Here is a 629-nt window from a genome sequence, read left to right on the forward strand (position 1 = left end):
GCCCCCGACCACGCAGCATGCACACACCCGCCCAGCTGCACCGGAGCCGCCGGCACCCCCTGCCCGCCAAACGTCACCGTCTTCGCCGTCGAACCATCCAACGGCTGCAACAACAGCGCCTTCGGCGTCGCGACCGCCACCGCATCCGCGCCCGGACCCGAAAGCTGCAGCTTCGCGTCCTTTGCGTTCTCCAGCGCTAGTTCACGGCCGCCCGGCAGGAACAGCTTCCCCCGGCCGGCGTCCAGCACCACCGGCGCATCCCCCACCACGGCAAGCTGCAGGTCCCCCGCACCCTTCAACCCATTCCAGGTGCTGGACTGCACGTCCGTCGCCGCGCCCTCGGCATCCACCGTCGTGACCGTGACCTGCCCGGACTTCGGGTCCGCACTGTAGATCCGGTCATCGGCACCCACCGCCGACACCGTCCCCGCGGACCCCGCCAGCACCGGCTCCGAACTCTCGGCATCAAAACCGCCCACCGTCGACGGCGACAACGCCCACACCGAGCCCTTCGCCGCATCCGTCACCGAAATGACCTTCGACCCGAAACTCACCTCAGCCGACCCCGGCAACTTCTTATCCCCGCCCAACCGCATCTGCGCCGCCGACACCTGATTCAACGTCGACCC

1 pseudogene is annotated in these 629 nt (G+C 69.2%); it reads right to left on the minus strand.

The features are described 5' to 3' along the window. Window positions 1-629 (minus strand): annotated as a pseudogene (locus AC1DC5_RS19030) (Ig-like domain-containing protein); the annotation flags it as partial.

It is taken from the genome of Arthrobacter sp. 10L424 (assembly GCF_056395325.1).